The sequence below is a fragment of the Marinomonas communis genome, assembly GCF_004363305.1.
In the GTDB taxonomy this organism is placed as follows: domain Bacteria; phylum Pseudomonadota; class Gammaproteobacteria; order Pseudomonadales; family Marinomonadaceae; genus Marinomonas; species Marinomonas communis.
In genome coordinates this window covers 302,326-322,279 of sequence record NZ_SNZA01000001.1, presented here as the reverse complement: position 1 = coordinate 322,279, position 19,954 = coordinate 302,326, and the positions used below count along the sequence as shown (strand labels likewise).

The window sequence follows — 19,954 nt, the reverse complement described above, 5'->3', positions numbered from 1 at the left end:
TCACAGAAATTAAGCAATTGGGGAGAAAAAGAATAACACCCCCTTTCCTTTCTATATTCAGACTCGCTACACTCCTGTAAGAAACTTACTTACACGCAAAGGAGTTGTAATGCGTCCAGATTATCAAGCCATTCTGTTCGATTGCGACGGCGTCATCGTCGATACCGAAACACTGTCCTCAAATATCCTTAAACAAATGCTTCATGAAATTGGGTTAAATGTAGACGATCACACACTTCATACTCAATTTGCAGGATTCACCACGCAAGAATGTCTCGAACTAGCAGAATCGATGCTTGGGAAACCACTTCCCGAAACCTTTCCAGAGCAATACCGACAAGCATTTAACAGCGCAATTCAAAATTCATTAACGCCGATAGAAGGCGTGGTTGAGCTTCTTAACTCAATCCGCTGCCCTATTGCCATGGCTACTAATGCAAAGCGTGCAGAGATGGAGCTAAAGCTTGAGCTTATCCAGTTAACACACTTTTTCAAAACACGCTTTGCCGTGGATGATGTCACTCAAGGCAAGCCTGCACCGGACTTATACCTAAAGGCTGCCGATGCACTAGGTGTTGCCCCAGAAGACTGCATTGTCATTGAAGATTCTCTTGCAGGCATTCAGGCCGGAAAAGCGGCTGGTGCAAGAGTTTATGCGTACAGCGCTGTTTTACCGGCGAGTCTTCAGAAAGAGGCTGGTGCTGATGCAACCTTCGCCTCCATGAAAGAGCTTCAGAGCCTCCTAGGGCTTACATCGTAAATTAAGACTCTAATGACATCAGTTGTTTAAGCAGACTACGCGGCAACTCTTTAATAGTGAGTTCGCCAGTGTCTGCATTGAACTCAATACTTTCACCAAGAAGATCTGTATCAAAGCTCAATGTCAGAGATCGGTTTGAACCAGAAGCGCGGGTTAGTTTCTTTAATGCAGCCTTTTCAACGAAAATCTCTTTTTCTACCTGAAAAGCATCTGACTCAGCAATCTCCAAAAACTTCGACGCCTGCTCTGCGGAAAAGCGTGACTCTATTTGTCTGGCAATATCAGTTAGCTCTAACGGCTCCCTTTCTTCAGCCTTCTCCAAACATTGTTCTGCTACAGCACGTTTAAATTCATTGGCTGCTTTAGATGGCAAAGACTGAGATTGGCAAAAAGCGGAAGCAGCCTCTACCAACTTACGTGTTTCTTTAGCTGCGACTTTAGGCTCATCACAGCCAATAAACTGAGTAAAATATTCACTTTCCCATTTTGGTGCTTTACCAAAACGAAACGCAATATACCGTGTATCATCACGATCATGATAAGCAGATAAATTGATTCGCAAAGCCATATGCAGCTTATCTGTTTCTAGAGGATTCACTTGGGCAAAGCTCAAATCATCTCCCAGCGTAATCCCTGTTTTGCGCTTCAATAGAACGATAAACAGAAAGTGTGAACCACCTAGCTCGTAATGGTTAAACCATAATAAACCACCTTCAGCCTCAGAAACGCTCTCAAGAAATCGGACGTACTCAGCAGCGCAGGCCTTACTGAACGCAGCAAAATCATCGAACTCAGAACCAGTAAAATGTTTGTGAAGCAGCGCAGGCAACTTACTCCCTTCTTCACTGCCTTCTGGGTTGGAAAATTGTCCAGTGTTCATACCAGAGCGGTTAAATAAGTGTGTAACCTTGTCGGCTAGTTGTTCCGCATCAGAATCAATTGGGTTTTCATTTGGGCGAGCGACCAGCATCGCCTTAGATTCACCCTCTTCTTTTTGAACTTCGTGAACAATTAAATTGACAATAGACACTAGTAACCTCTTACGATTAGTATGAATGGTTTGTAATATGCATTCGCCAACAGGAGCAACCTAAACAAGCGTAATGACTAAACCAGTTAAAACAAAGGCGCAAACTCGAAAAGAAATCGAATCACAAGTTGAGCGATTTATACGCCAGCAAGGCGAGATTAAGCAAGTTGAAATGGGCGCTTCCGGCTTACAAGATGGCAAGTATAACACGAGCCATATAGGATTTATTGAGCCTAAAAAAGATAGAACCCCTCTAAATCATGTTGTTGCCGCCATCCAGCAAAGAAAGTCGGATAAAAAAGCACCAACACCTCCTGCCAAGGAAAAATCAAAGCAACCTAAGAAGAAAATCATCTACGACGATTTCGGAGATCCAATCCGGTACGTCTGGGAAGATTAAGGAAAGTCTTTGTAAGCCTCACTGCATCTTTTGATAGCCTAGCTAAGTTACTCTACCATAAGGAAATTCATCCACTTGGAGAGAGAAAAGATGAGTATACGTTATTTACATGCAATGATTCGCACCGCTAACCCAGAGGCAAGCCACGAATTCTACACTAAAGGCCTAGGGCTAATTCAAACTCGCCGCTATGATAGTGAAAAAGGCCAGTTTTCACTGATTTACTACGCAACTGAACAAGGCGCACCAGAAGTCGAACTAACACACAACTGGGATGACAGAACTTATTCTGGTGGCGATCAATTTGGTCATCTTGCTTTCGAGGTCGAAAATATCTATCAAGTTTGCCAAAACTTACAAAGCATGGGCGTTACCATTCTTCGCCCACCACGCGATGGGCACATGGCATTCATTAAAGACCCTAATGGTATTTCCATTGAGCTATTACAAACAGGTGATGCCTTAGTCGCTCAAGAGCCATGGGCTTCGATGGAAAACACAGGCAGCTGGTAACATTTAATTACATAAAATTACATTGCAACACCATAAAAGCGCTATGCGTACAAATAGTGGCTAGAGTTATGTAACCCTAGCCAACTATAGTTACATAACTGTCTAGTTAATAATGGGATAAAGCAATGACCATATCAAAATTCGCGAAAAATGGATTACTGCTTGCGGGATTACTTAGTGCCCCTTTGTGTGTAGCCAGCGAGCCTCTCTATGACAGCGCTTCACTACCTCAAAACATTGCTGATGATGACAAAGATGGCGTCATTAATATCAGAGACTTCTGCCCTGAAACAGTAGCGGGAGCTAAAGTTGATAACGATGGTTGTCCGACAGTAAACACAGTTGAGCAGAAAATAAACCTACGAGTATTGTTTGATCCTGCAAGATACGATGTGAAACCTGAATATTACTCTGAGATTAGAAAAGTTGCTGATTTCATGATTGCCAACCCTACTTCTAGTGTGATTATTGAAGGTCACACAGACAACCTTGGTGATGCTAATAAGAACTTGACGCTGTCTCGCAATCGGGCCAACGAAATTGCATTAGTACTGATTCGCCAATTCGGCATAGACCGGGAGCGTATTCGTGGCATTGGATACGGCGAAACAAGACCGATAGCTTCGAATGAGACACCCGAAGGCCGCTTGCAAAATCGTCGGGTTGTCGCAAACCTTTATGCAAGCCAAACCAATCAAGAAAAACGCTGGAACATTTACAGTGTTGATAATATGGCCACTACTCCAAGTATGCCGACGCCCCCTGCTCTGCAATTCGACACAAGCAGTAATGGCATGCCACAAACTGATTTGCAGTTTGATACAAGTGGTGAAGCCACTGGCTGGTAAGAAAAAGCAGCGCTTCTTTTACTAGATTCTTATCAAACGAGGCCTAAATGGCCTCGTTTTTTATCATATTGCCAATAAAAAAACCCGATTAGGCTTCCCTAATCGGGTTTGAGATGCATACGTTTTAGTTAAATCACTATGTTTCAGGTAAATAATTAATAAGAGAATGACTTAGTGTTTTGGATGGACTAGATCCTCAACAACTCCCTGCTCTTCATGTAAATCGTTCGTTTGATCCGCTTTTGGTAAAATCAGGTTCAATATAATTGCAACCAGGCCACAAAGGCTAACGCCCTGTAGATGCCAGCCTGATCCGCCAAGAGTCATACCACCGATACCAAATACCAATGTAACGGCAACAATCACAAGGTTACGCTGTGCGCTAAGGTCGACTCGAGCCTTGATTAAGATATTCATACCAACGCCAGCAATGGAACCAAATAAAAGAATCATGATTCCCCCCATTACTGGAGTTGGAATGGTTTGTAAGAATGAACCGAATTTAGCAATAAACGCCAATGCCACTGCAAAAACTGCCGCCCAAGTCATCACAACAGGGTTAAAAGCTTTCGTTAACATCACAGCACCCGTTACCTCAGAATAGGTAGTGTTTGGTGGGCCACCAAACAAAGATGCTGCAGACGTCGCTAAGCCATCACCGAGCAAGGTTCTGTGTAGACCAGGCTTTTGAACATAGTCCTTGCCAGTCACACTACCAATTGCCAATACATCCCCGACATGCTCGATAGCAGGCGCAATGGCTACAGGTAGCATGAAAAGAATAGCTGCTAACTTGAATTCAGGCATCACAAACGCAGGCACACTTACCCAAGCACTGGTTTGGATCGCAGTAAAGTCAACAAGCCCCATGATCATAGCGACTATGTAGCCAACACACACGCCAGCAATGATAGGGACTAACCGGAATACGCCTTTTGCATAAGTAGCAACAAGCAAAGTCGTTAACAAAGCAGGCATTGATACTAAAATTGCATCAGCATAAGGGAATAGCTGCGCAGAGCCATCTCCCGTTTTACCTAGCGCCATATTGACGGCGACAGGTGCCAAGCCTAAGCCAATGACCATAATAATCGGACCAGTTACGACAGGTGGTAATAGTCGATGTAAGAAGCCAGGGCCTCTTAAAGCCACCAAAATTGATAGCAACACATAGACTAAACCCGCGCAGAAAAGCGCCCCCATGGTTGCCGCCTGCCCCCACGTTTCCACCGCAAAAATGATCGGTGCAATAAAAGCAAACGAAGAACCTAGAAATACAGGAATAGATCGTTTTGTGCAAAGCTGGAAAATTAACGTACCCAAACCCGCTGTAAACAATGCAACACTAGGATCGAGACCTGTTATTAAAGGAACAAGCACTAATGAGCCAAATGCCACAAACAGCATTTGTGCACCCGCAAGAAGCAATCGCCACCCAGCTAGATAGTGGCTAGATATTTGAGAAGCCATGTGAAGGGAACCGTCCTGTTATTTAGTACCAAAGATTTTATCGCCTGCGTCACCTAAACCAGGAACAATATAACCATGCTCGTTTAAGTGACTATCAATTGACGCAGTGTAAATATCTACATCAGGGTGAGCTTCTTGAACTTTCTTGATGCCTTCTGGTGCAGCCACTAGAACAAGTGCTCTAATCGTCTCACAGCCATGCTTTTTAAGAAGATCAATGGTCGCAATTAATGAGCCACCGGTCGCCAGCATTGGGTCTACAACCAATGACATACGCTGATCAATGTCGCTTGCAAGCTTATCAAAGTAACTCACTGGTTCTAGCGTCTCTTCGTCACGGTAGATACCGACAACACTGATTTTCGCACTAGGAATCAGCTCCAACACACCGTCCAGCATCCCTAGGCCAGCACGTAGAATCGGTACCACCGTAATTTTCTTGCCGCGAATACGCTGGCATGTCGTCGGACCGCACCAACCATCTTGTTGATAATCTTCTAGCTCTAAATCCTTTGTTGCTTCATATGTCAGTAAGTTACCAACCTCAGATGCTAGAAGACGAAACCCGCGGGTACTCATTTTCTGATTTCGCATCAAGCCAATTTTATGTTGTACAAGGGGGTGACGAATTTCATAAACGCTCATGGAAACCTCTTTAATAATGGCATTGATCTTGACTAAATGGTCATTTTCGCACATTACTGGAAACTAGGCGATATAAAGTGGCCCAGTTTTTGCGTTATAGCATGAAAGATTTGTGCCACAACACGTTGTTTTACATTGTTTATTAGCCTCATGATGCATTCGTAGAGTGCACTGTACAAACATTACACTATTTGAATATTTGTACTTACATTGTTTTGCCATAGTGAAAACACCTTTCAACAATGATAATAATGAAGGCATATCACTATGATAAAAACAAAACTAGCGCTTGCGATTACAACAGCAAGCCTTTCAGCACACTCACTCGCCGTTGACTTAGGTGAATTCAACGGTACTAACTTCAGCGTTGGTGGTTATTTGAAAGCGGAGACTGTTTTCGACCAACCAGACGTTGGCGAAAACTCTGTCGAGGGGAGCGTTCGACAATCACGCTTTAATTTAAGTACATCAAGCATGGTTGAAGATCATAAAATCCGCGGATTCATTGAAGGCGACTTTTGGGACAACAACACCTCCTCTGACAGTAGCTACGCTTGGCGCTTGCGTCATGCTTACATTAATATTGACAATGTAACTGTTGGCCAAACTTGGAATGGTCAATTTTTTGCTAACGCACCATTCGATACTGAAACATTAAACTTTTGGGGGCTTGGAATTGGTACCATCGCAGGAAATGGTGCACCAATCAGACCTAATCTAGTCATACATTACGTAAAAGACGGTTGGCGTTTTACCGCCCAAGATCCTCTATATAGTAACGCAGATACTCCAGATGCCGTTTTAGCATATACACATCGAACCTCGTCAGGCCATGCATTTAACCTTGCTTTAACTGGCCGTGAAGTAGATACAACCCCAAGTATTACTTCTGATGACGAATCAAAGTATGGTGCTGCGATTTCCCTGGCAAGTAAGTTGAAGTTTGGCGATACCACAGTGAGCATTAGCGGTTTTACAGGTAAAGGAGCAGCAATCTATTCGGGCTGGGGTTATAACGGAGCACGAGGATTAGACGCGCAAATGGAAGTAGACAATAACGGCAGCCTTATCACGACAACTGGTTTTAGTGCTGGAATTGGACATAAAATATCAGACAAATTGCGTGCAAACCTGCGTTATGGCCAAGTAAGTACGGACAAATCTAGCCTGAGTGACGATACACTTAAGCAAACTGCCATCAACATGGTGTATGCATACCTGCCTAATGTAGATCTGGGCATAGAAGTTAGAGAGCAAAATGCCGGAAACCGTCCACCTACCTCACAAGGAACATCTGTTCGCCCTGCAGGAAAACAGCTTGAATTAATGGCTATGTACAAATTCTAATAACCCATACTGTAAAGACATTCTAGCCCAGGCTACCCCTTTGCTTGGGCTAGAGTGTTCACGGAGCTAATCAAAATACTCCTTTTCGGAATGTTTGTGATGGCAATTCACCTATGTACTCTTTGTATTGGGCAGAAAACCTGCCTAAATTAGTGAATCCATATTTTAAAGCGACTTCCGTTACATTACGGACGCGATCATCTTGTTTTAGCTCAGAGTACACACTATCAAGCTTTAAACAACGAATATACGACAATGGTGTCATACCCAATTCTCTGCGACATAAGTTGTATATTGACTTACGACTTAAACGACACACCTTAGATAAATCTTCAATGCTAATATCTTGCACGATATTCCTAAGTACATGTTGACGAATACGCTCTATCAAACGATGTTCACTCATTGGCAACTGACGATAGCGTTCTAAATTACAAGAGAATTCTCCGATCACCATATGCGCAAGTAATTTGTTGTAATACATAAAGCCTCGATCATTGGAATTATCTTTAGTCTGTTGCAGTATAGCTTCCAATAAACAGATAAAAGAGCTGGAATGAGGTAAACGTTTTTTTTCAAACGAGAATTCAATAGTGCCTTTGTGCACTCGATACCCGAATTCAAATGCCGTTTGCTCTATAAACGATGCAGGTATGCAAATTATTAACTTTCGACAGTCTGCGCTGTAAGTGCTGGTAAACGATGAATGAGGAGCAAGCATCATACTATCACCATGTCGTAGTCGCTGAATCAAACCACGACTTTGAACCACACTTTCACCGCTTAGAACCACTTGCAAATGAAAATTTTCAGATGATCCAAGAGCATTAAGTTTCGCTTCACAGCCAAAACAATGCTCTGAAATAGATAAAACGCCAAAGCGTTTAAATTTTATTTCAGCCAATCTATCGTTTGGTGAGCCTTCGATAAGCTCATGCTTGCCGAAATGCTCACTCATTAGAAAGTCGGATACGGACTTAGCAGAGACGCCAACCGCCTCTCGATCACACACTTTGAGATGCATGAATACCCTCCTAGAATCATTTTTATTTTAAAGGAGCCACACGAATTTTGTTTAATGCATAAACAGTTTCATGTTAATCATTTATCAACTTGATATCTCATCCAAAATACGACTCTATGATCACTATTAGATATAGGGCAAAACCACTTGCTAAAATTTTTAAGTTGCTCAAAACCATCAAATCTATATTGATTTGAACACAACCAATTGATTTTATTGAAGATATTTATCTTAAGGTTTCAGTCAACACCCATCAGATAACAAATCATTACATTACTTATAAATAGAAATGAAAGTTTACAAATTGCACCAAACAAGATGTTCACGCTTGACTAGTATTTGGTTGTTATAACCCGTTCAAAGGATGTGAATAGATGACAAGTAGCTCCTACAAGAAAACCCAGTTACGGCTTGCCGAGCTAGTTGATGAGACACTTTACCCATGTGGTGCTGTTTGGACAGAAATTGCCAATTATGTTCGGAATCATCCTAACAAAACTTATTATACGCTAGATGAGTTAGAGGCATTAATTGGGGCAAGTGGGTTTAGCGTGTTGACTGCAGTATTCAGGCTTTCAATGCCGCCCTATGCTTTGTTTGAAACCACTGTAGAAGTTTTCGAAACTGACAATTCAACAACCAAATTAAGCGTGAAGGAATATCAACAATGTATCTTAAATGGTGGAGTACAAAGTGATAATGGAGGTTTCATCAACATTCAAGAAATTAGCGAACGCGCAACCATACACTTACGCGTCCATCATCATTAAACAGTCCACCTAAGTTAGCATCACAAGTACTCTTGCAGTGAGAGCCAAATTAGACGAAACGCTAAAACAGTTAAAACCCAATTAAATAGTGTTTGATAATTTTTATCGAGCACCTTCATTGTGTTCAATTTGGTCGTTAGCTAATCCCCGATTACGCCGAATAAGTGCTCGACAGCGCACTTCTAATTCTTCAAATCGAAACGGCTTAGTTAGGTAATCATCAGCACCGTGATTAAAAAGCTTCAACTTGTCGTCTAACGCACCTCGTGCCGTTAAAACTAAAGTTGGCGTATTATTACCTCCTCGACGCAGCGCACACAGTACCTCGTTGCCATCACGTTTAGGCATATTAAGATCTAGGATCAGCAAATCGTATGGCTGTTCCTTCATTAATATTTCTGCCTGGACACCATCGAACGCCACGTCTGTTACAAAACCCAGCTTCTCGAATTGGCTGGATACAGACTTTGACAAGACCGGATCGTCTTCTGCTATAAGAATACGCATATGAGTTAACTTGGTTTTTATTGTTAGTGAGTTCGAAGAATTCGCTTTTTATGTAGCGTTGTAAATATTCAAGTTGAGAAACAGGGATTCATAATTTTGAGGCTGTATTGAAAAATACTATAACTTGCTACCACCTAGTTAGCAGCCAACAATCAATTTAAAAGGGACATTTCTGACCGATCCATTATTTTTTTACCTTGTATTTAAGCAGGTAAAACTGGCATCCTTTTTTCATTACAAGGCCTTACTACAATAATAATAGGATACTTGCATGAGTATTAATTTACGCGGTTGGATTCGTCATATCGGTATTGGTGGGCGTCTTTTTTTAGCATTCGTTTTGATCTCGTCCATTACAATTGTTGCCAGTACCCTCGCTACAAACACTTATATCCAATTGCGAGGCAAGCTAGAACTACTTCAACACCAAGACATACCAGGATTAGATGCTGCAGCAAAACTTAACGATAAAAGCCGCCTCATTGTCTCTACGGCTCCTCTATTGGTAAGCAGCGAATCAAATGCCTCAAGATTACAAGCTATGGCCGAGCTTAATGTTGCCATTGATGAAATGGACCTGTTGATGCGCAACCTGCCCGATTACAACCGCTACTTCGTCGAACTGATCACACAGATTCATAATAGCCTGACCTTACTTAATCAAAACGTTGAACAAAGAGAACTCGTTCATCGAGACTTGGTACTGACTTTAAGCTTGATATTTCCTCGCATCGAGCAATTAATTGATCAATTTAAACAATCTCCACCAGCAGACGTCTTATCTGTTATTAGCCACCTTTATTATTTTTCTGGTATGGCCGAGAAAATCAGAAATGACGCATCTTTTAACGATTTAGACTATACGTTTTTACATTTAGAACGACTTGGAGAAGAACTCCAAGTAAATGCCAGCAAGTTGGATATAGCGCCCGACACACACTATGAGTTACAAAGTCTTATTAAGATGGGGTCACGTAAGGGGGAACTATTTTTACTTAAAAATCAGGAACTTGATCTACTTTACCAACAGTCTTTTTACCTTCAAAACAGCCAAAACCATATTCAACAGTTGGCCGCTCAGATCAACCAATACACCAATCAAACTAACACTAGTATTGGCACGTCACTAGACAACGCTATCAAGTCAATCAACATCAGCATCCGTAGCGTGCTGCTGCTGTCATTAGCAAGCCTTATCGTAGCCGGGGCAATATCCTGGTTTTATGTGCAAAGAAATGTGCTCCAACGGATTCAAGAGCTTCAGAAAAACATGCGTGCCATCGCCAGTTCAAAACTGGATACACAAATTCGTATTCTTGGTGACGATGAAGTATCAAGCATGGCTATGGACCTTAAACACTTTCAAAATACAGCCATCCAGGTGGAGCAAACAAATCACAAGCTTGCGGCCGAAATAGAAGAACGTATCGCCGCCGAAGCACAACTAAAAGCTACACAAAATGAGCTGGTGCAAGCAGGTAAACTGGCAGCACTTGGTCAACTTAGTGTTGGTATTACCCACGAAATCAATCAGCCCCTAACCGCCATAGCAAGCCAGCTGCATATTTTAGGACGCCGTTTAGAAAAAAATGAACCAGAAAAAGCCCGCGAGACGATGATTAAAATATCACATTTACTCGATAAAACGGCCTCAATCACCCGTCACCTAAAAACGTTTGCAAGGGTTGCTGAAACCGAGCTATCCCCGGTGTCAGTTAATCAAGTCATTCAAGACACTGTTGACCTTATGTCAAATCGTTTGAAAGAACACCCATGTCAGTTTGACTATCAAGCACCTTCCAAAACGATTACCGTACTTGCTGAGCCAATACGCTTAGAGCAAGTGCTGGTGAACTTGTTGAGTAATGCTTTGGATGCTCTAGAACAAAATGACAGTCAAGTAACCGATGCGAAGATTAGCATCCAAGTTACTGACCTTGGGTCTGTAATTGAGATTCAAGTGGAAGATACAGGCATTGGCATTGAGCCAGACAAACTTGAACTGATCTTTGACCCCTTTTACACGCAAAAGGAAGTAGGGCAAGGACTCGGGCTCGGTTTGTCTATCAGTTACAACATTATTCAAGACTTTGGAGGGCGCATTCGCGTTTGCTCCACTTTGGGTAAAGGTAGCTGTTTTACTCTGATATTAAATAAGGCAGAGCAATAAAATGAATCAGGATATTAAAATAATAATCATAGATGATGATCAGTCCATCGTTGAAGCCCTGACAGAAATGCTGGAGCTGGAAGGCTTTAAAATCCAAAGCTTTTTTGACGCCGAAGGAGCTTTAGCTTCACTGGACACTGACAGTCCAGCAGTGATTCTAAGCGATGTAAGAATGCCAAAAATGAATGGTCTAGCACTGCTTACACGGCTGCAAAAGCTTGATTGTGAACTTCCCGTACTCCTAATGAGTGGCCATGGGGATATTCCGATGGCGATCGAAGCAGTGAGAGATGGTGCATATGACTTTCTAGAAAAGCCACTTAAGCCCGATCAACTCGTCAATCAGCTTTCAAGAGCGGTTGAAAAACGTCTGCTAGTATTGGAAAACCGTTCATTAAAGCAAAACTTAGAACAGCAAAGTGGGCTGAACGAGTTCATTATCGGCGATTCGGTTGCGATTAAAAACATACGCCGACATATTTTAGCTCTGGCGCAAGCCAATGTAGACACCATTATTTATGGTGAAACAGGATCAGGAAAAGACGTTGTCGCACGAGCATTACACCGATTTAGCCAGCGATCTGACAAGCGGTTTATCGCAATAAACTGTGGCGGTATCAGCGAAAGTTTGATTGAAAGCGAATTATTCGGCCATGAAGCGGGCTCTTTTACAGGGGCTAATAAACGACACATCGGCAAGATCGAAGCCGCTAACGGCGGAACATTATTTCTAGACGAAATAGAAACGATGCCAATTTCTGTACAAATTAAACTACTCAGGGTTTTACAAGATCGAACCATCGAGCGTGTTGGCAGTACAACTCCTATCCCAGTCTCTCTAACAGTTATTGCCGCAAGTAAAGATGATCTTGCTCAGCTTAGCGAGGATGGTCGCTTTCGCAAAGACTTGTTCTATCGCCTCAATGTAGCCAGCTTGACTATTCCCCCTCTAAAAGACAGACCTGAAGACATACTGCCTCTTTTCCATCATTATGTTCGTAAAGCCGCAGAACACTTTGTAAGGCCCCTTCCAGAAATACAGCCAACGACCTTGACTCATTTACTACAACACAATTGGCCAGGTAACGTCCGCGAACTCAAAAATGCAGCCGACAGATTTGTGCTCGGCATCAGTGAAACCTCTTTAGCCTCATTACAACATGAAGATAGTCCCACCGGTGCTAGTTACGAAGAACGCATGGAACAGTATGAACGTCAAATCTTAGAACAGGGTCTAAGAGCCACCCAAGGACAGTTACATGAAGCAGCTGACTTGTTGGATCTTTCACGTAAAACCTTATATCGCAAAATGAAAAAGCACCATCTTGATAAACAAGTCTTCCGTAGCAATTTGGAAAAAGGACAGTTATGACCCGTTTGTTATTTTTAGGATGGACATGTCTGTCCCATAAGTTAACTTCCCATCGACAAGAGTCCCCTAACCTCATGTTTTTATTATGAATAATCATGTTGGTATTTGATTTGCTATCTAAATGCTGCCTCTGCTTTATAACGCAGAGTCAGCCATCTCCGGCAACGGCTCCTCCCGCCCGGCGATAACAATAAAAACAATGTTTAAAGAGGTACACATAATGTCAAAAAAACTGCTTACAAGCTTGATTGTTTCGGGTTCCTTGCTTTTTGTAGCAAGCCCTGTATTAGCAGATGACTGCTCACATCGTGGTGTTCTTGACGATAAATTCTGTGATGAGAATCACGATCTTGTTGCTGACAGCCCTAAAGACTCTTCTCAATGGCGCAACCCAAGCACTTTAGTATTCACTTATACTCCAGTAGAGGATCCTGCAGTATACAAGGATGCATTCCATGACTTTCAAGAGTATTTAAGTGAAGCCACTGGCAAAAAAGTGATTTACTACACTGTGCATTCAAATGCTGCCGAAGTTGAAGCGATTCGATCAGGTCGGCTTCATATCGCAGGCTTTTCAACCGGCCCAACGGGCTACGCAGTGAATCTTGGCGGTTATGTACCAATTGCAGTAAAAGGCACAGCAGATGGATTTCAAGGTTATAACCTAATTACCATTACTCGTGCAGACAGTGATATCCACTCAATGGAAGATCTAAAAGGTAAAGTAGTTGCCCATACTTCCGCGTCTTCCAACTCAGGTAATTTAGCCCCAAGAGCTCTATTCCCGTACGTGGGCGTTACGCCAGATAAAGACTACCAAGTAAAATATTCAGGTAAACATGACCAATCAATCATGGGTGTTTTAGCAGGCGACTACGATGCAGCCCCTGTTGCTTCGGACGTATTCCACCGTATGGTCGATGGTGGTCGTATTGAAGAAAAGGACTTCCGTATCATCTACAAGAGTCCTAAGTTCCCAACCTCTGCGTTTGGCTATGCCCACGACTTACACCCTGATCTTGTTGCCAAAATCAAGCAAGCCTTTGATAGCTTCCGCTTCTCGGAAGACATGCAAAAAACCTTTGGTGGTGCAGACCGTTTCTACCCAGTCACCTATAAAGAAGATTGGAAAGTCATCCGTGATATTGCTCATGCTTCCGGTACAGCTTACACCAAAACTGGCCTAAAACAGCTGGCTGAAGCCGATGCAGCGAAAGCTGCGAAAGCCGCAGCGAAAAAACAAGCGATGCAGAGCACTAATTAAGCTCTGCTACCCAACTTAGGGAGTACCAACTCCCTTCTGTCTTACGATACCCCTCTACCGCTGTGCTCATATATGCGGTAAGGGGCCCTTTTACCCAAAGGAACTTGCTATGACAACCGCCTCAGATTTTCCAGTCTCACCCAATGCACTATACATTCGAGGTTTAAAGAAAGAATACACCCCTGGAAACCCCATTTTGAAAGGCATTGACATTGAAATCAATTCGCCTGGCATCATTGCCATTATCGGCCCTTCTGGCACAGGGAAAAGCACATTACTACGTTGCATTAATCGGCTTATTGACCCAACAGCCGGTGAAATCATTTTCCATCAATCGAATCTTTGTTTGGCTAAAGGTAGCCAGTTACGCAAGCTTCGCCGTCACGTGGGCATGGTGTTTCAAGAGTACAACTTAGTAGAACGTCTATCGGTGATTGAGAATGTACTCACAGGCCGACTTGGCTATATGTCTGCGTGGAGCGCATGGCGCCGTAAATTCAGTCAAGCGGATATCGATATGGCCTTTCAGTTATTAGATGCTGTTGGGTTGACAGAACATGCAAACAAACGCGCAGACAGCCTGTCTGGTGGACAACGCCAGCGAGTCGGCATCGCCCGGGCGGTCATGCAAGATCCTCACATTCTGTTGGCGGACGAGCCGACTTCCTCTCTTGACCCAAAAACAGCCGTTGAAATCATGGAGCTATTAGAAAAATTCGCTGAAGAAAAAAACATCCCCACTTTGGTTAACATTCACGATGTGAACTTAGCACGCCGCTTTGCCACCAGAATGATAGGTATGAGTGAGGGTGTCGTGGTTTATGATGGTGCTCCTGAAGGCATCACAGATGATCACCTAAAACAAATCTATGGAGGTGAGTCATGGCTGGTATAACTCCGTCTACTCATCGTGATAACCCCTTCAAACGTAACTGGTTCGTTACTGGGCTTTGGGCATTATTGATAACTTATCTACTCTATTCTGTGCAAGCAATGGGGCTTAATTGGACGCGTTTCTCGGAAGGCTTAGGTCATGCGGGTCAACTTTTCGAACGCATGTTTCCACCCAACTTCGCTCGTTGGGAACTGCTTCTAAGCGGACTAGCAGAAAGTCTGGAAATAGCCATCATTGCCAGCGTTACAGGGATTATATTATCACTGTTTTTGGGGTTATTTGCTGCGAGGAACCTGATGCCGAATTGGGTGACGGTTCCCATGCGTGGTCTAATTGCTTTATGTCGAACGTTTCATCCTGTCATCATAGCTATATTGTTTGTTAAAAGCGTTGGTTTTGGTGCGCTAGCAGGGATTCTCACGTTAGTGGTTGCATCGATTGGTTTTATTGCAAAATTATTTGCTGAGGCCATCGAAGAAATTTCTTTGAAACAAGTGGAAGCTATACGCGCGACTGGAGCAGGCTTTGTAAGCCTGATTCTGTTTTCAGTCATGCCTCAAGTTTTCTCACGTTTCATCGGCTTTTCGACCTATCAGTTAGACTCGAATTTACGTAACTCAACTATGGTCGGAATTGTCGGCGCAGGCGGGCTTGGTGGTACTCTTTTTTCAGCTTTCCAACGTTTTGACTACGACTTTGTTGCCGCTATTTTAATCACCATCATTGCACTGATCATGTTCGGCGAGTTTCTTTCCAACATTGTTCGTCGCATTTTCAGATAACCCAATGAGGACATCAAAATGACCACTATGCACTCTCATTGGCAACGTTTTACTTTAAAACAAAAGTTGTCGCGCTACTCAGTCTATCTCATCTTATTACTGGCGTTAGTACAGTCCATTCGAACAGTCGAAGTGATTCCAGAGTTTTTCTATGATGCACCAGAGCAAATGGCTGACATGTTTACACGGATGTGGCCAATTGACTTTGCTTTTTATTCAATCTCTGTTCACGATGCCATGATCGAGACTCTAAACATCGCGACTCTTGGCACACTAGTCACATTACTATTCGCCATCCCATTTGCCTTAATGAACGCTAACAATATTGTGGCTTCACCAATTAGTCATTGGGTCGCACGATTTTTTCTAGTGTCATCCCGTTCAGTGAACTCGTTAGTTTGGGCACTATTGTTTGTCGCAATCTTTGGGCCAGGAGTGCTGGCAGGCGTATTAGCTATTGCATTTCGTTCGGTAGGCTTTGTCGGTAAGCTCCTAGCAGAAGCTATCGAGGAGATAAACATGGGGCCTATCGAGGCACTGCGCGCCACAGGTGCTTCTTGGGCGTCCGTACTTTTGAAGGGTTATTGGCCTCAAGTGCTACCTGCATTTTTCAGTATTGTTCTGTTCCGCTGGGATATTAATGTTCGGGAATCGGCAGTATTGGGGTTAGTCGGAGCTGGTGGCATTGGCGTTGTTTTGAGCGATGCCATGAACCTATTTGAATGGCAGCGAGTAGCGATGGCATTACTTGCAATATTCGCAGTGGTAATTGTTGCAGAGATTATCGTCGTACAAATTCGTAAAAAACTACTCTAATCATAGATTTAAAACCATGGGTTAGAGCTTTTAAGAAGAGTTCTAACCCCCTTTCGAATTATCACCCAGAGCTATAAGAAAATGACTCTCAGCAATCAGTATTACTTAATGAGACACGGCCAGAGTGAAGCCAATGTTGCAGGCATCATTGTCAGCGCCCCCAAACTAGGGTGCACTCATTTTGGCCTAACTTGCGAAGGTAAGAAGCAAGTAATAAATAGCTTACCCACATGTAAAGAACTAAAGATACAAAGCGTTTACTGCTCCGACTTCCTCAGAACAAAACAAACCGCTCAATTACTGACCGACAACCTTTCATTATCTGAACCCGTAATTGAGCCATTATTACGGGAACGCTTCTTTGGCGAATGGGACGGCCTGAGTGATCGTTACTACGATACGGTATGGCAACATGATGCATTGGGTACAAGCGGATCTACTCATCGAGTAGAAACGACCGATCAGGTATTTAAAAGAGCTATGCTTGTCATAGCAAGGCTAGAAGAGACCCACCGAAATGAAAACATTCTGCTGGTTGCACATGGCGATGTTTTGCAGATACTGCGAACAGCTTGGTTCAAACTTGCTCCTTACCAGCACAGACAGCTACCAAATATAAACACTGGTGAGGTTATCCCATTAATACATGCTTAATAAAGCTAAGAGCCAGTATCACACTTTGTTGAAACTGGCTCTTTATATAGACTGCTTAATGATCATGCGTTGACTTAATTACCCATTGACACGATTCGCATCGAAAATCTCGATCCAATAACCATCAGGGTCTTTAATAAATGCAATATAATTCATCTTACCGTCAGACAGCTTTTTCTGAAACGTCACACCTAAATCCTCAAAGCGTTGGCACGCCCCTTCTAAGTCGGGTACATGAAAACCAATGTGACCGAAACCGCGTGGATCACTATTACCATTGTGATATTCCACCGTATCTGCCGTGTCCCCCCAGTTATGAGTCAACTCCAACACTGCTGGACGACCAAACGTTTGCGCCGTTCGCTTACCTTCATCGGCACTGATATCAGAAAAATCTTCGCCATAGGTCAAAAAGTACAAACTGAACTCCATTTCTGGGAAGTCGAGCTTTCTTAGCAATGTCATGCCCATCACTCGAGTGTAAAAGTCCAGCGACCGAACAGGATCTGCAATGCGCAACATTGTTTGGTTAAACACAAACCCATTGGTAGCGGGATCTTTTTCTTCGCATAAACCTTCGGCTTTCTCAAAATGACGACTCATCATTATAACCTCCTTTCATTGTATCTAATGAAGTTGGGGGTAAAGAATTGAAAATCAATGCCTTGCTAGCTACATGTCATAGCTTGCTAAACTGACCTCGTTGCTCAAGCAGAAAATCGATCAAGGCTCGAATCTTCGCTGGCATATTCTCTCTTGAGGACACATATAGATAAAATCCAGGAAAAGACTGACACCAATCTTCAAGTACTTTTACCAAGCGGCCTTCATTGAGATGCGGTTCGATACACAAATCCAAATGCTTCATCAATCCAACACCATTTAATGCGGCTTTAATCATATTCTCATCATCGTTGAAGATAGCATTTCCTACAGGCTCAAATTCAAGCGTTCGCTCTCGATCACTACTATGCTGGAACTTCCATCTGTCGATGGCGCCACTAGATGAGAAGCGGTAGGCCAGACAATTATGATCCACCAAGTCTTCAGGAGTGTTAGGGTATCCATAAATGTCTAAGTAACTTGGCGAAGCAGCAATGGTAGGAGTGATCGCGGGAGAAATAGGGATCGCAACCATGCCTTCATCCAAGCTTTCTCCTAGACGAATCCCCGCATCCATGCCATCAGAAATGATGCTAGAGAACCCATCATTGATAGACACCTCCACGCGCACCTTGGGAAACTTTTCAAGAAACTGATCTAACACAGGTATCAACAGAAGGTTGGCAGCCACACGAGATGTATTAATACGGATCATACCACTCGGTTCATCATGGGCTTCTCTAAGTTCGGTCACTACACGCTCTATAGAATCAAACGAAGGTGTTAACACATCCATTAGCTTTTGACCTTCCTCTGTCAGCGACATGCTACGAGTGGTTCTATTAAGCAAACGAACCCCTAGCTGTTCTTCTAAGGATTTAACGTGCTGAGATAGCGCCGCGCGTGTCACCCCCAAGTGATCTGCTGCTTTCGTGAAACCTCCATGTTGCGCAACATGAGAAAACCAAATCATTGAGGAATATAAAGAAGAATCGAGAGCCATATTGTTAAGTCCTGCTAAATTATGATGATAGTTTTAGCATATTTTTCTATACGGTAACCCCATCTAAACTGCTTTCTATCGGTTGAACGAACCAACGCTACCAAACCTTTAGGAGTGCAGAACATGAAAAACGTGACTTTTAAAAACATCAGCGGTGCAGGTATCACTATGTCTGCAAACATTTATTTTCCATCCACCTTTGTTGAATCAAACAAATACCCTGCCATTGTCGTTACACATCCTGGCGGTGGTGTTAAAGAACAAGCGGCTGGGTTATACGCCAAACATATGGCGGCGAATGGCTTCATTGCGATTGCATTTGATGCCTCCTATCAAGGGGAAAGCACTGGCGAGCCTCGACAGCTGGAAAACCCATACACCCGCACTGAAGATATTAGCGCTGTAATTGATTACTTAACCACTTTAGGTTACGTAGACGCTGATCGCATCGGCGCTCTAGGAGTCTGTGCAGGCGGCGGATACTCCGCTAATGCTGCGATTAATGATCGCAGAATAAAGTCCGTTGCAACAGTCAGCGCAGTTAACATTGGGCAGATGTTTCGAAATGGATGGGACGGCTCAGTCGCTGATACAGATGCCATGGGATATTTAGACTTTGGTTCAAACGCCAGAACTAATGATGTAAGCGGAGCCGATTTGATGCAAATCCCTTTGGCCCCAATGCGTAGGGAAGATGCGCCAAATGAAGAGTTGGCGGAAGCTTGGGAGTATTACCACACGCCTCGTTGTGCGCACCCAAATGCACCCGGTTATACATTGACGCGCAACCTAAACCAGTTGGTAACTTATGATGCCTATTACCTTGCAGAGGCATTTTTGACACAACCATTATTGATGGTCGCAGGCAGTCAAGCAGGCAGTCGTTGGATGAGCGAAAACCTAATTGAACGTGCAGCTTCAAACGACAAACAACTCGAGATCATCGAAGGTGGCAACCATATGTCATTTTACGACCTGCCAAATTATGTTGATCAAGCTGTGTCTAAACTTGCGCCATTTTTCCAACGCACTCTTTAACAAATAAAGTTCTAAGGCGAGTCCATACACTCGCCTTAGATAA

At 43.2% G+C, this 19,954-nt stretch carries 21 protein-coding genes; 14 read left to right on the top strand and 7 right to left on the bottom strand.

The annotated features are described in order from the left end of the window. The first annotated feature begins 109 nt into the window (after positions 1 to 109). Positions 110 to 760, top strand: coding sequence for an HAD family hydrolase (locus tag C8D85_RS01565; RefSeq protein WP_133559604.1), 651 nt, complete (start codon positions 110 to 112; stop codon positions 758 to 760). 1 nt (position 761) lies between these two features. Here the strand turns inward: C8D85_RS01565 and C8D85_RS01560 are convergent, their stop codons facing one another. After that, complete coding sequence (locus tag C8D85_RS01560) at positions 762 to 1,790, bottom strand: nucleoid-associated protein (protein WP_133559603.1); 1,029 nt, start codon at positions 1,788 to 1,790, stop codon at positions 762 to 764. Between the two features lie 73 nt (positions 1,791 to 1,863). Between C8D85_RS01560 and C8D85_RS01555 the strand changes: the two genes are divergently transcribed. The 3 genes from C8D85_RS01555 (at position 1,864) to C8D85_RS01545 (ending at position 3,551) form a co-directional block, all read left to right on the top strand. Continuing rightward, entirely contained in the window at positions 1,864 to 2,190 is a 327-nt protein-coding gene (locus tag C8D85_RS01555) for a hypothetical protein (RefSeq protein ID WP_133559602.1), read from the top strand. Positions 2,191 to 2,280: 90 nt separating this feature from the next. Next, complete coding sequence (locus C8D85_RS01550) at positions 2,281 to 2,703, top strand: VOC family protein (RefSeq protein ID WP_133559601.1); 423 nt, start codon at positions 2,281 to 2,283, stop codon at positions 2,701 to 2,703. Positions 2,704 to 2,828: 125 nt separating this feature from the next. Next, entirely contained in the window at positions 2,829 to 3,551 is a 723-nt protein-coding gene (locus tag C8D85_RS01545) for an OmpA family protein (protein WP_133559600.1), read from the top strand. Between the two features lie 171 nt (positions 3,552 to 3,722). On the opposite strand, the gene C8D85_RS01540 is transcribed toward C8D85_RS01545, so the two are convergent. Then, on the bottom strand, positions 3,723 to 5,021 hold the full coding sequence (locus C8D85_RS01540; RefSeq protein ID WP_133559599.1) for a uracil-xanthine permease family protein: 1,299 nt from the start codon (positions 5,019 to 5,021) through the stop codon (positions 3,723 to 3,725). Positions 5,022 to 5,039: 18 nt separating this feature from the next. Next, positions 5,040 to 5,666 (bottom strand): uracil phosphoribosyltransferase, encoded by a 627-nt coding sequence (upp, locus tag C8D85_RS01535; RefSeq protein WP_133559598.1) that lies wholly within the window; start codon positions 5,664 to 5,666, stop codon positions 5,040 to 5,042. Between the two features lie 267 nt (positions 5,667 to 5,933). Here upp and C8D85_RS01530 point away from each other — a divergent pair, with 267 nt between their 5' ends. After that, on the top strand, positions 5,934 to 7,013 hold the full coding sequence (locus tag C8D85_RS01530) for a hypothetical protein (protein WP_133559597.1): 1,080 nt from the start codon (positions 5,934 to 5,936) through the stop codon (positions 7,011 to 7,013). Between the two features lie 70 nt (positions 7,014 to 7,083). Here the strand turns inward: C8D85_RS01530 and C8D85_RS01525 are convergent, their stop codons facing one another. Beyond that, positions 7,084 to 8,037 carry an AraC family transcriptional regulator gene (locus tag C8D85_RS01525; protein ID WP_133559596.1) on the bottom strand — a complete coding sequence of 318 codons (954 nt, stop codon included), beginning with the start codon at positions 8,035 to 8,037 and terminating at the stop codon, positions 7,084 to 7,086. A 374-nt stretch (positions 8,038 to 8,411) separates the two neighbouring features. Between C8D85_RS01525 and C8D85_RS01520 the strand changes: the two genes are divergently transcribed. Beyond that, a complete protein-coding gene (locus tag C8D85_RS01520) occupies positions 8,412 to 8,807 on the top strand; it encodes a hypothetical protein (RefSeq protein WP_133559595.1) in 396 nt (131 codons plus the stop codon). 102 nt (positions 8,808 to 8,909) lie between these two features. On the opposite strand, the gene C8D85_RS01515 is transcribed toward C8D85_RS01520, so the two are convergent. Beyond that, the gene (locus tag C8D85_RS01515; RefSeq protein ID WP_133559594.1) at positions 8,910 to 9,314 is read right to left on the bottom strand and encodes a response regulator; all 405 of its coding nucleotides are present in this window, start codon (positions 9,312 to 9,314) and stop codon (positions 8,910 to 8,912) included. Positions 9,315 to 9,585: 271 nt separating this feature from the next. Between C8D85_RS01515 and C8D85_RS01510 the strand changes: the two genes are divergently transcribed. The 7 genes from C8D85_RS01510 to C8D85_RS01480 all read left to right on the top strand — a co-directional run bounded on the left by C8D85_RS01510 (position 9,586) and on the right by C8D85_RS01480 (position 17,267). Continuing rightward, a complete protein-coding gene (locus C8D85_RS01510; RefSeq protein ID WP_133559593.1) occupies positions 9,586 to 11,484 on the top strand; it encodes an ATP-binding protein in 1,899 nt (632 codons plus the stop codon). Between the two features lies 1 nt (position 11,485). Then, complete coding sequence (locus C8D85_RS01505) at positions 11,486 to 12,856, top strand: sigma-54-dependent transcriptional regulator (protein ID WP_133559592.1); 1,371 nt, start codon at positions 11,486 to 11,488, stop codon at positions 12,854 to 12,856. Between the two features lie 220 nt (positions 12,857 to 13,076). Beyond that, positions 13,077 to 14,120, top strand: coding sequence for a phosphate/phosphite/phosphonate ABC transporter substrate-binding protein (gene phnD, locus C8D85_RS01500; protein ID WP_133559591.1), 1,044 nt, complete (start codon positions 13,077 to 13,079; stop codon positions 14,118 to 14,120). A 109-nt stretch (positions 14,121 to 14,229) separates the two neighbouring features. Beyond that, positions 14,230 to 15,015, top strand: a complete 786-nt coding sequence (gene phnC, locus C8D85_RS01495; protein WP_133559590.1) for a phosphonate ABC transporter ATP-binding protein — start codon at positions 14,230 to 14,232, stop codon at positions 15,013 to 15,015. Next, the gene (phnE, locus tag C8D85_RS01490) at positions 15,003 to 15,797 is read left to right on the top strand and encodes a phosphonate ABC transporter, permease protein PhnE (protein WP_133559589.1); all 795 of its coding nucleotides are present in this window, start codon (positions 15,003 to 15,005) and stop codon (positions 15,795 to 15,797) included. The genes phnC and phnE (C8D85_RS01490) overlap by 13 nt, the downstream gene beginning before the upstream one ends. An 18-nt stretch (positions 15,798 to 15,815) precedes the next feature. Beyond that, positions 15,816 to 16,613 (top strand): phosphonate ABC transporter, permease protein PhnE, encoded by a 798-nt coding sequence (phnE, locus tag C8D85_RS01485; RefSeq protein ID WP_133559588.1) that lies wholly within the window; start codon positions 15,816 to 15,818, stop codon positions 16,611 to 16,613. An 81-nt stretch (positions 16,614 to 16,694) separates the two neighbouring features. Next, complete coding sequence (locus C8D85_RS01480; RefSeq protein ID WP_133559587.1) at positions 16,695 to 17,267, top strand: histidine phosphatase family protein; 573 nt, start codon at positions 16,695 to 16,697, stop codon at positions 17,265 to 17,267. Positions 17,268 to 17,345: 78 nt separating this feature from the next. Here C8D85_RS01480 and gloA read toward each other — a convergent pair whose 3' ends face one another. Together gloA and C8D85_RS01470 are read right to left on the bottom strand one after the other, a co-directional pair. Beyond that, positions 17,346 to 17,873, bottom strand: a complete 528-nt coding sequence (gene gloA / locus C8D85_RS01475) for a lactoylglutathione lyase (protein WP_342353321.1) — start codon at positions 17,871 to 17,873, stop codon at positions 17,346 to 17,348. 73 nt (positions 17,874 to 17,946) lie between these two features. After that, positions 17,947 to 18,873, bottom strand: a complete 927-nt coding sequence (locus tag C8D85_RS01470) for a LysR family transcriptional regulator (protein WP_133559586.1) — start codon at positions 18,871 to 18,873, stop codon at positions 17,947 to 17,949. A 123-nt stretch (positions 18,874 to 18,996) separates the two neighbouring features. Between C8D85_RS01470 and C8D85_RS01465 the strand changes: the two genes are divergently transcribed. Beyond that, positions 18,997 to 19,911, top strand: a complete 915-nt coding sequence (locus C8D85_RS01465) for an alpha/beta hydrolase (protein ID WP_133559585.1) — start codon at positions 18,997 to 18,999, stop codon at positions 19,909 to 19,911. Positions 19,912 to 19,954 lie beyond the last annotated feature (43 nt).

Excerpts from the sequence above, each read along its gene's own strand:
- C8D85_RS01565 (WP_133559604.1), top strand. The coding sequence starts at position 110 with ATGCGTCCAGATTATCAAGCCATTCTGTTCGATTGCGACGGCGTCATC.
- C8D85_RS01555 (WP_133559602.1), top strand. The coding sequence starts at position 1,864 with ATGACTAAACCAGTTAAAACAAAGGCGCAAACTCGAAAAGAAATCGAA.
- C8D85_RS01550 (WP_133559601.1), top strand. The coding sequence starts at position 2,281 with ATGAGTATACGTTATTTACATGCAATGATTCGCACCGCTAACCCAGAG.
- C8D85_RS01545 (WP_133559600.1), top strand. The coding sequence starts at position 2,829 with ATGACCATATCAAAATTCGCGAAAAATGGATTACTGCTTGCGGGATTA.
- C8D85_RS01540 (WP_133559599.1), bottom strand. The coding sequence starts at position 5,021 with ATGGCTTCTCAAATATCTAGCCACTATCTAGCTGGGTGGCGATTGCTT.
- upp (WP_133559598.1), bottom strand. The coding sequence starts at position 5,666 with ATGAGCGTTTATGAAATTCGTCACCCCCTTGTACAACATAAAATTGGC.
- C8D85_RS01530 (WP_133559597.1), top strand. The coding sequence starts at position 5,934 with ATGATAAAAACAAAACTAGCGCTTGCGATTACAACAGCAAGCCTTTCA.
- C8D85_RS01525 (WP_133559596.1), bottom strand. The coding sequence starts at position 8,037 with ATGCATCTCAAAGTGTGTGATCGAGAGGCGGTTGGCGTCTCTGCTAAG.
- C8D85_RS01520 (WP_133559595.1), top strand. The coding sequence starts at position 8,412 with ATGACAAGTAGCTCCTACAAGAAAACCCAGTTACGGCTTGCCGAGCTA.
- C8D85_RS01515 (WP_133559594.1), bottom strand. The coding sequence starts at position 9,314 with ATGCGTATTCTTATAGCAGAAGACGATCCGGTCTTGTCAAAGTCTGTA.
- C8D85_RS01510 (WP_133559593.1), top strand. The coding sequence starts at position 9,586 with ATGAGTATTAATTTACGCGGTTGGATTCGTCATATCGGTATTGGTGGG.
- C8D85_RS01505 (WP_133559592.1), top strand. The coding sequence starts at position 11,486 with ATGAATCAGGATATTAAAATAATAATCATAGATGATGATCAGTCCATC.
- phnD (WP_133559591.1), top strand. The coding sequence starts at position 13,077 with ATGTCAAAAAAACTGCTTACAAGCTTGATTGTTTCGGGTTCCTTGCTT.
- phnC (WP_133559590.1), top strand. The coding sequence starts at position 14,230 with ATGACAACCGCCTCAGATTTTCCAGTCTCACCCAATGCACTATACATT.
- phnE (WP_133559589.1), top strand. The coding sequence starts at position 15,003 with ATGGCTGGTATAACTCCGTCTACTCATCGTGATAACCCCTTCAAACGT.
- phnE (WP_133559588.1), top strand. The coding sequence starts at position 15,816 with ATGACCACTATGCACTCTCATTGGCAACGTTTTACTTTAAAACAAAAG.
- C8D85_RS01480 (WP_133559587.1), top strand. The coding sequence starts at position 16,695 with ATGACTCTCAGCAATCAGTATTACTTAATGAGACACGGCCAGAGTGAA.
- gloA (WP_342353321.1), bottom strand. The coding sequence starts at position 17,873 with ATGATGAGTCGTCATTTTGAGAAAGCCGAAGGTTTATGCGAAGAAAAA.
- C8D85_RS01470 (WP_133559586.1), bottom strand. The coding sequence starts at position 18,873 with ATGGCTCTCGATTCTTCTTTATATTCCTCAATGATTTGGTTTTCTCAT.
- C8D85_RS01465 (WP_133559585.1), top strand. The coding sequence starts at position 18,997 with ATGAAAAACGTGACTTTTAAAAACATCAGCGGTGCAGGTATCACTATG.